The 8065-nt window shown below is 72.8% G+C and carries 6 protein-coding genes; all 6 read right to left on the reverse strand.

Annotated features, from left to right (window positions below; translation table 11 throughout):
• A partial coding sequence (locus tag VF468_03250; protein ID HEX5877330.1) for an enolase C-terminal domain-like protein occupies positions 1-1031 on the reverse strand: 1031 nt, incomplete at its 3' end.
• A 378-nt stretch (positions 1032-1409) separates the two neighbouring features.
• On the reverse strand, positions 1410-1502 hold the full coding sequence (locus VF468_03255) for a fumarylacetoacetate hydrolase family protein (protein ID HEX5877331.1): 93 nt from the start codon (positions 1500-1502) through the stop codon (positions 1410-1412).
• The gene (locus VF468_03260; GenBank protein ID HEX5877332.1) at positions 1496-3574 is read right to left on the reverse strand and encodes an alpha/beta-hydrolase family protein; all 2079 of its coding nucleotides are present in this window, start codon (positions 3572-3574) and stop codon (positions 1496-1498) included. The genes VF468_03255 and VF468_03260 overlap by 7 nt, the downstream gene beginning before the upstream one ends.
• Positions 3575-3611: 37 nt before the next feature.
• Entirely contained in the window at positions 3612-4697 is a 1086-nt protein-coding gene (locus VF468_03265; protein HEX5877333.1) for a lysylphosphatidylglycerol synthase transmembrane domain-containing protein, read from the reverse strand.
• A gap of 13 nt (positions 4698-4710) precedes the next feature.
• A complete protein-coding gene (locus VF468_03270; GenBank protein ID HEX5877334.1) occupies positions 4711-6903 on the reverse strand; it encodes a phosphatase PAP2 family protein in 2193 nt (730 codons plus the stop codon).
• Positions 6904-7087: 184 nt separating this feature from the next.
• Positions 7088-8065: LuxR C-terminal-related transcriptional regulator (locus VF468_03275; protein HEX5877335.1), on the reverse strand; the 978-nt coding region annotated here is incomplete at its 5' end.

The following is an 8065-nucleotide window of genomic DNA, read 5'->3' on the forward strand; positions in this document are numbered from 1 at the left end:
AGCAGATGCCGGCCAAAACAGCCTTCGGCGTACCGCACTCCCGGGGTCAGCGGCGCCAACGCCTCGAGCAGCGCCAGGTGGGCCGCCGACAGCAACGACGACTCCCCGACCTGGCAGCCGACCTGGAGCATAAGGCCAGCGTCCAGCGCCTCCCGGCACCGGGCAGAGGCGCCGATGAGGCCGCCGCACTTGGAGATCCGCACGTTCGCCCCCGTGCAGGCCCGGTGGCTGATGAACCGCTGCAACGACTCGCGGTCGCTCAAGCCCTCGTCGACGACGATCTGCGCCGATGACTCGGCCACCAGCCGGGCCAGGCCAGAAAGGTCACCGGCGGCGATCGGCTGCTCGAACGACCAGATCCCGACCGAACCCAGCCGGCCGATGAGCTCCAGCGCCGGCTCGACCTCCCAGGCCATGTTGGCGTCGACCCGAAGGTCGACCCGGCGCCCGAGCAGCCGCCGGGCCGTCCTCGCCGCCGGCAAGGTCCCGTCACGTTCAACCTTCAGCTTGACGTGCGGGAACCCGAAGGCGCGCATCTTGAGCAGCGACTTCACATAGGGCCAGCCTCGCCCGGCGGACACCACCCCGCTGTAGCGGTAGCGCTCCAACGCCCCCTCGGATGGCTGGCCGCCGAGCGACACCGGTTCACCGAAGGCCCTGCCGAACGCGTCGACCAGGGCCAGGTCGACACAGCCCCAGGCCGAGGTCTGCGGTAGGTCGGGGCCGACCCACTCCGACGGGGCCTTGCCATCGCATTGCTCCAGGAACGAGAACACCTCGGGAAACGACTGGAACCTGCGCCCGACCAGCGCCGGCAGGACCTGGTCACGAAGCAGAGCGAACGCGTCCTGGCGGCTCTCCCCCGAAACGTAGGCGCGAGGCAATGCCTCCCCCCACCCATCCACACCGCTATCCAGGGTCATACGGATGAACAAGCTCTCAGAGGTCGTCCGCGCGGCCGCGGCGTGCCGGAACGCGGCCTTGAAGGGAAGGTCGACCGCGAACAGCCGCAGCTCGGTCACCGTCGGCATCTAGAGACCACCGCCCATCGGCCGGGACAGCCCCGATGGGACCCGAGCCGACAGCCATCCGAGCATGTCGGCCAGGTACCGGCTGCGGTCGGGCTCGAAGTCCAAGGTGTGGCCGGCACCGGGATAGGCCACGTAGGTCTTGTCCTCGACGCCGAGCCGCGGAGGTAGTGAAGCTCGACGCCGTCGCTGACCCGGACGGCCCGGCCCACGGCGTCCCCGCCGGCCAGCGTGTGCTGCTCCGCGTCGGCGGCCGGGCCGTTCATGGTTGCTCCCGTCGGTCGGTCCTTCCGTCTCGGACCAGCGGACCCGGGCGACCCGAGGTTCCACGAGCAGTGTCGCGGCACCGCCGGCGGGTCGGATCAGCGAAGTCGCCAGTCTTCAGCCCGGGTCGCGGGCGGTACCGCCGGGGGTGCCGGTGACGACCAGGTCACCCGGATCCAGCCGCTGGAACCGGGCCAGCCGCGTCAGCACCGCGGTGCTGGAGATCTCGGCGTCGATGCCTCGGACCCGCCGGTAGCCGCGGCGCCGGTCCGCCCGCTCGGCCCTCGCCTCCCGATCCAGCGGGCGCCTCGGGTCCGCGGGCTGTGGAGCGGCACGCCACCACGGATCCGGTCGCCGCCGGATCGCTGCGCGGGCGCCGGAGGAGCGGCATGCGAATGCTCGGCCTTGATGCGCTCGGCCCGCTCCAGCTCCAGGGTCCGGAGGGTCCGCTCGATGCCGGCGAGCTGCGGGGCGGTGGCGTAGGGGAGGCGGTAGGCGTCGCCGACGAACCCCGCCATGTCGGCGCGGTAGTCGTGGCCGAACGAGGTGAACTCGCCCGGCACCTTCAGCATCGCGTTCATCGCGTCCATCCCGGTCTGGAGGAAGGTGACCAGGGGCAGCCAGCGCAACTGCTCGGGCACCCCGCGGCCCCGCTGCCCGTTGGCCAACCAGGTGGGTCGCTGCACCAGCAGGTCGGGTCCGAACACGGCGATGGGGTCGTTGTCATGGGAGAGCACCACCGCCCGCAGCCGGGCCCGCTCCTCCTCGGCCAGCTCCTGCAGCTGCTCCTGGCGGTCGAACACCTCGACGGTCCCGTGCGGGACGAGGGTGCTGCTGCCCCGGGTCATGCCGCTCCGGGACCACTTGGCCAGCCACGGCAGGCCGACCCACAGGGCACGGTCGATCCCGTAGTGGTCGAAGCCGTCGATGCCCTGGTACATGACCACGTCGGAGCTGGTCCAGGCACCCATGCTCTCGCCGAAGACCAGCACCCGCTGGCGCCCCTCGGGTGGCAGGCCGGCCAGCCGCTGCTTGACCCCCCACAGCAGGAGCCGGAACTGCCGGCGGCCCAGCGCCACCTTCTGGACCGACAGGAACGACGGATACCGGGCGTACTGGATGCAGCAGGTCGCGATGTCGCCGCGGGTGAGGAACTCGGCGGCCTCGATCAGCGTCTGGTCGACCCAGCCGGTGCCGGTCGGTGAGATCAGCAGCAGGTAGGACCGGTCGAACGCGCCGGCGCGGTCCAGCTCGGCCAGGGCCAGCTCCGCCCGGCCGGTCTGGTACAGCGGCTCGCTGTTGAACCCGACATAGGTGCGGATCGGCTGGGCGATGGCCGGCTCCCCCATGACCTCCTCGATCAGCTCGGGGGTGACCACGTCGGTGACGAAGCGGCGTCCCTGCTGGCCGAGGTCGGCGAACGGCAGCAGGCTCTCGGGGCATCCCGACAGCAGCGGACTGGTGGGCGCGGTGGCATACCCCGGCTCGACCTTCTGATTGGCCCGCCCCACATAGGCCACTCCGGCGTTGTAGACCGCCATCGTCGCCCCCGCCCACAGTCCGGCGTTGACCAGCCGTGCGAGCACCCGCTTGGACGGCCCGGGCCCGAAGTAGGACTCGAGCGCGCCACGTGACCAGACGAAGCCTCTGGCCAGGCCGGTCCCGATCGTGGTGACGGCATACGCGGTGGCCAGCGCGCCCGGCACTGTCGACGCCTGCGGCCGCGGCCAGCGGTCCGCCCCGGCCTCCCGCGCGGGCAGCCGCCGCGCCGCCCGGTAGAGCAGCCCCGCGGTGTGGACGGCGCCGACGGCGATCGGCCGGACAGCCGGCTGGCTCGGGTGGTACCGCTGCGCCCAGCGGCCAAGATCGTGGACGGCGGCACCAGCGGCACCGTCCCGGAGCAGCTGACCGGTGGACCGTAGCGACGCCACCCACAGCCGCTGGCAATGGCGCTCCGGAACCGCCGCCAGCGCCGCCCCGGCGCCGCCGATCACCGCCCGGGCCGCGAGCTCGGCGGGAAGGGGGGCGTCGGCCGGCACGGCCAGCCTCGTCAGCTTCTCGACCACGCCGGTCGTTGCCCGCGCCCCGAGCATCCCGAGCCCCATGGCGACACCGTGCAGCCTCGCGGTGCGCGGCATCAACGACGGCCCGAACGCGTCGAGGGCGGCCACGGTCTGCCGGGGTGCCGCCGGTGATGTCGCCAGCGGGTTCAGCCACCGTGCCAGCTCCCGCAGCTGGTTCGACCCGCGGGCCTCGCCGAGCACGGCCCTCAGTCGCCGCATGTCACAGCCTCCCAACCTTGCTGGTCGCGGATCGCGATCATGTCGCCTCGAGCCCTACCGGCGTCGGCGCCTCCATGCCCGGCGCCACGAACGACCTCCGCCGCCACCACAGGTAGCAGCCGATGCCCACCGGGATCGGCAGCAGCCAGGTGAGCGCCCGGTAGACCAGGACGGCGGCGACCACCTGCGGCCTGGCGCCGCCGGCGGCGACCAGCCCGCCGATCAGCACGGCCTCGACGAACCCGGCGCCGCCGGGAGTGAGCGGAATGGCGGTGGCCAGCCGCGCGAAGGCGAACACGGCCAGCACGTCGGCCCAGGAGACCTCGGCGTCGCTGACCCCGACGTGGCGCAAGGTGACCAGCAGCACCAGGAACAGCGACAGGTGGCTGGCCAGCGAGGTGACCGTGATCGCGACCCAGCGACGCTGGACGAGGCCGACGGTGCGGGTGCGGAACTTGACCGTGGCCAGCTCCCAGCCAGTCACCGGCGGCCGCCGCACCAGCCGCAGCAGCCGCGAGGCGACCCGGCCGGCGAGCAGCCCGAACCGGCGCGCCACCTCCTCGCTGCGCAACATCAGCGCGAACACGACGACCGCGGCGGCCAGCCCGGCGATGCCGAGCAGGGCGGCGATGACCCGCCCCCCGGTGGCGCCGCCCTGCAGAGCCACCAGGGCAAGGGCCAGCACCGGCAGGCCGAGCTTGATGAAGCTGTTCCACACCCCTGAGACCAGCACTGCCGTGGTCGTCCGGGACCGCGAGTACCCCCACGACCCGAGCATCGTGTAGGTCATGCCGATGCCGATCGCCGCCCCGACCCCGGCCGGTATGGTGTTGGCCACCGCGGTGGTCGCCTGGGTCATCGCCATCGCCCGCCAGAACGACAGGCCCGGCGTGACCGCCATCCACACCCAGGCGTAGGTGCACAGGTTCCAGCCGGCGATCGCCACCAGGGTGGCCAGCTCCAGCCAGGTCAGGGCCTGGATCTCGGCCCACACCGTCGCCAGGTCGATGCCGCGGAGCAGGTAGTAGAAGATCACCACGACCAGCAGCAGCGACAACGCGACCTGGACGATCCGGCGGGTACGAGGCGGCGGCTTCCGAGCGGTTGCCGGTTGCTCACTCATCGCAGCGATCTCCTCATCTGGCGGTCACGTCCAGGTCGAGCCGGCCGTCGGAATCGCGCCGGAGGGCGGCGGCCAGGGCGTCGCGCGTCGTGAAGCTCAGCGCGGACGACGACTCGCCGGCCAGCTGTTGGCGGCTGGCCTCGGGTGCGACCAGGCGCTGGGTGATGCAGCCGCCCGGGAAGGTATAGGTGCGGGTCATCACGACCCCGGCGGCGTTGCGCTCGGCCCGCAGGTAGCGTCGTGCATCCGGCCGCTCGGAGGTCAGCTCGACCGCCCCGCCGAGGTCGCAGGAGGCGGTGAGCTCCGCGACCAGGACACCGCCCCGGTCGCTGGTCAGCGTGAACCGGGAGCTGTCGTTGGCGACCACCACGTCGCCGAGCGTCCAGCCGACCGGGAGGATCTCGATGCACGGCACCAGCGAGGCGGTGGGCACCGACTGGGCCATGAGAAAGAGCGGCTCGTGGGGCTCGCACTGAAGCGTCCGCGCCTGGATCGGCGCGTTCTCGACGTCGCTGTCGTTGATGAGCCGGCCCCACCCGATGCCGAGGACGGCGATGGCCAGGAGCAGCGTGAGCACCGCCAGCCCGATCCGGCGGATGCTCCAACGCTGGATGGAGATGGGGCGGGGCCGCTCGGGCAGGAGGTCGAGGAACTCGGCGTGCAGGTCGCGGCCCTTCTCCCGCATGAGGTTGCGGAGCTGGGACGGCATGGTCAGCCCGCGGGTGGCGGCGAACGCCTCAGTGATCTCCTCCACCGTGAACAGGTGCAGGGCCCGCTGGTAGACCACCTCCGGGCTGGAGCGCAGGGCCAGGCACAGCATCATGTTGGCCAGGTCGACGGCCTGGCGCCAGGGGCTCGGGTGCGCCTGGACGAAGGCGACGTCGATCATCACCATCCGGCCGTCGCAGACCAGCAGGTTGGCCGGCTTGATGTCGCGGTGGGCGAGGCCGGCGTCCCACAGCCTGCGGATGATCCCGAGGCCCTGGTCGATGATCGCCTCGTCCACCTCGGCCTCGCCGAGCTCCTTGGCGTCCTCGAAGAACTCGAAGGCGATCAGGTACTCGCGCTCGGGGGTGAGCTCGACGACCCCGTAGGGCGCCGGCGTGGGCAGGCCGGCGTCACGGAGCAGCCGCAGGGCATAGTCCTCCTGCTGGACCAGCCGGCCGACGGTGTTGAAGGCCTTCTCGTCCTCCAGGCGGCCGTAGAGCAGCTCCCGGCCCAGCTTGTACCAGCGGTCCGAGCGCAGGTGGCTGCGGGCGTACAGCTTGCCGAACAGGACCGTCCCCGGGTCGCCCGCGACGGTGATCCGCAGCGGGGTCGACCCGGCCGAGCCGGCCAGCCCGAACGGCTTCACCTCCTCGACGACCAGGCCGAGCTGATCCTGCACACCACGACGGATGGCCTGGCCGCGGGCCCCACCCACGTCCAGGTGGGCGGTGCGGCCGCGCCGGTAGCTGATCGGGAAGACCTCATTGGGGGTGAACCAGCGGTAAGCGAGCAGCGGGACGGTCACGCCGATGACGGCACCGAGCAGCACGTCGGTCGGGGCGTCGACGCCGAGGGCGACCCGGGCCAGGCCCGCCAGCGCGACGACCGCGGTCGCCGCCCACTTGCCGAGCTGGCGCCAGCGGCCCTCCGGCACCAGCACGTAGAGGACGCTGACCAGGCTCGCGGCCAGCACGGCGACCTGGATCGACGGCAGCGCATAGCCGTTCCAGCTCCCGTCGATGGCGGCCCCGAACGGCCTGGGCCGCTTGAGCACGGCCGACAGGACCAGGGCCAGCTGCGAGGTCACCGCCAAGGCGACAACGTAGACGACCAGATGGCGAATCCGCCTGAACACCAGCAGCGGGACGACGATGCACCAGGCGAGGACCTTGGAGGCCAGCCAGCTGGCGGGAAACGCCGCCACCTGCAGGGCATTGGTGAGCCAGCCGCTGCGCAGCCCGGAGAGCCATCGCACGACCCGGTCGTCGGCGGCGGTCACCGCGACGGCGGCGCCGTGCCGGCTGGCGACAAAGCTGACCGTGAACACGACGACCAGCCCGACGGCGGCCAGCAGCCACCCGACACCGCTGGTCTCGAGGTGCCGGGGCAGCGGCGGCGGCGCGCCGGAAGGGCGGCGCCGCCGCCTCGAGCGGCGAACGCTCGGCGCGACCCTGGCCGGTTGGTCGGCAACCGGCGTTGCGCGGGCGGTGGTGTCCATGAGGCCTCCGGGCCGGTGGCCGCGGGGGTGCCCCCTCGCGCAGGTTTCGCACGCCCAGGCGGGATCGGCGCACCCACGCGACCAAGGGATCTTGCGAGCAGCGTCGCAGCCGGGCCGCCGGCTCGGATCAGTGAATTCGCCAGTCCTCGGACGCCCACGGGAGGGCGTGGCCCGAACCCTCGTGCTACACCGCCTCGGGCGCGCTGTTGACGCGGTCGTCGACGCGGAGCTGGATGAGCTCGGCGCGGGAGGAGATGCCGAGCTTGGTGAAGACCTGCCGAAGGTGGTAGTCGATCGTCCGCGGGCTCAGGAAGAGCTGGGCTGCGACCTCGCGGTTGGTGGCCCCGTGGCCGACGAAGCGGACGATCTGCAGCTCCTGGGGGGTGAGCTGGTCGAGGGTGCTGGGGTCGCGCCGGCGGGCCGTCTCGCCGCTGACGCGCAGCTCCGTTCGCGCTCGCTCCGCCCAGGGGGAGGCGCCGAGCTGCTCGAAGGTGGTGAAGGCGGCGCGCAGGTGCTCGCGGGCGTCGACCCGCCGACGGGCACGGCGGAGCGCCTCGCCGTAGAGCAGCTCGGTTCGGGCCCGGTCGAACGGCCGGCTGCTGGGGCCGTGCAGCCGTAACGCCTCGGCGAAGTGACGGTTGGCGGTCGCGCCGGCCGACAGCAGCCCACGGCAGCGGGGCACGAGCGCGAGCGCCCAAGGCGGGGCGGTGTGGGTGGCCCACTGCTCGAAGCCGGCCAGCGCCGTCTGGCCGCGCTCGGTCTGGTTGGCCCGGACGGCGGCCTCCACGAGGTCGGGCGCGGCCAGCAGCGCGACGACCGGATGGCCGGTCTCCGACCCGGCGGCCAGCTTCTCGAGCCGGGCGAGCGCCTCGGCCGGTCGGCTGGAGGCGAGGTCGAGCAGGGCGAGCGCCCAGGAGGCACTGGCTGCCTGGAGCCGCAGGCCACGCGGAACCGCGTGCTCCAGAGCCTCGGCGGCGTACGACCGGCAGGCGTCCTCGCGACCCTGCATGGCCCCGAGCAGCGCGAGGGTGCTGAGGTTCCGGCAGACGCTGCTCTCCTGCCCGGTCTCCCTGGCCAGGCGCAGCCCCTCCGACGCACTTGCCGTGGCGGCCGTGTAGCGGCCGGCGGCCACCTCCGCGACGGCGAGGGACTCCAGGAGATA

The sequence above is a fragment of the Actinomycetota bacterium genome (assembly GCA_036280995.1).
Classification (GTDB): domain Bacteria; phylum Actinomycetota; class CALGFH01; order CALGFH01; family CALGFH01; genus CALGFH01.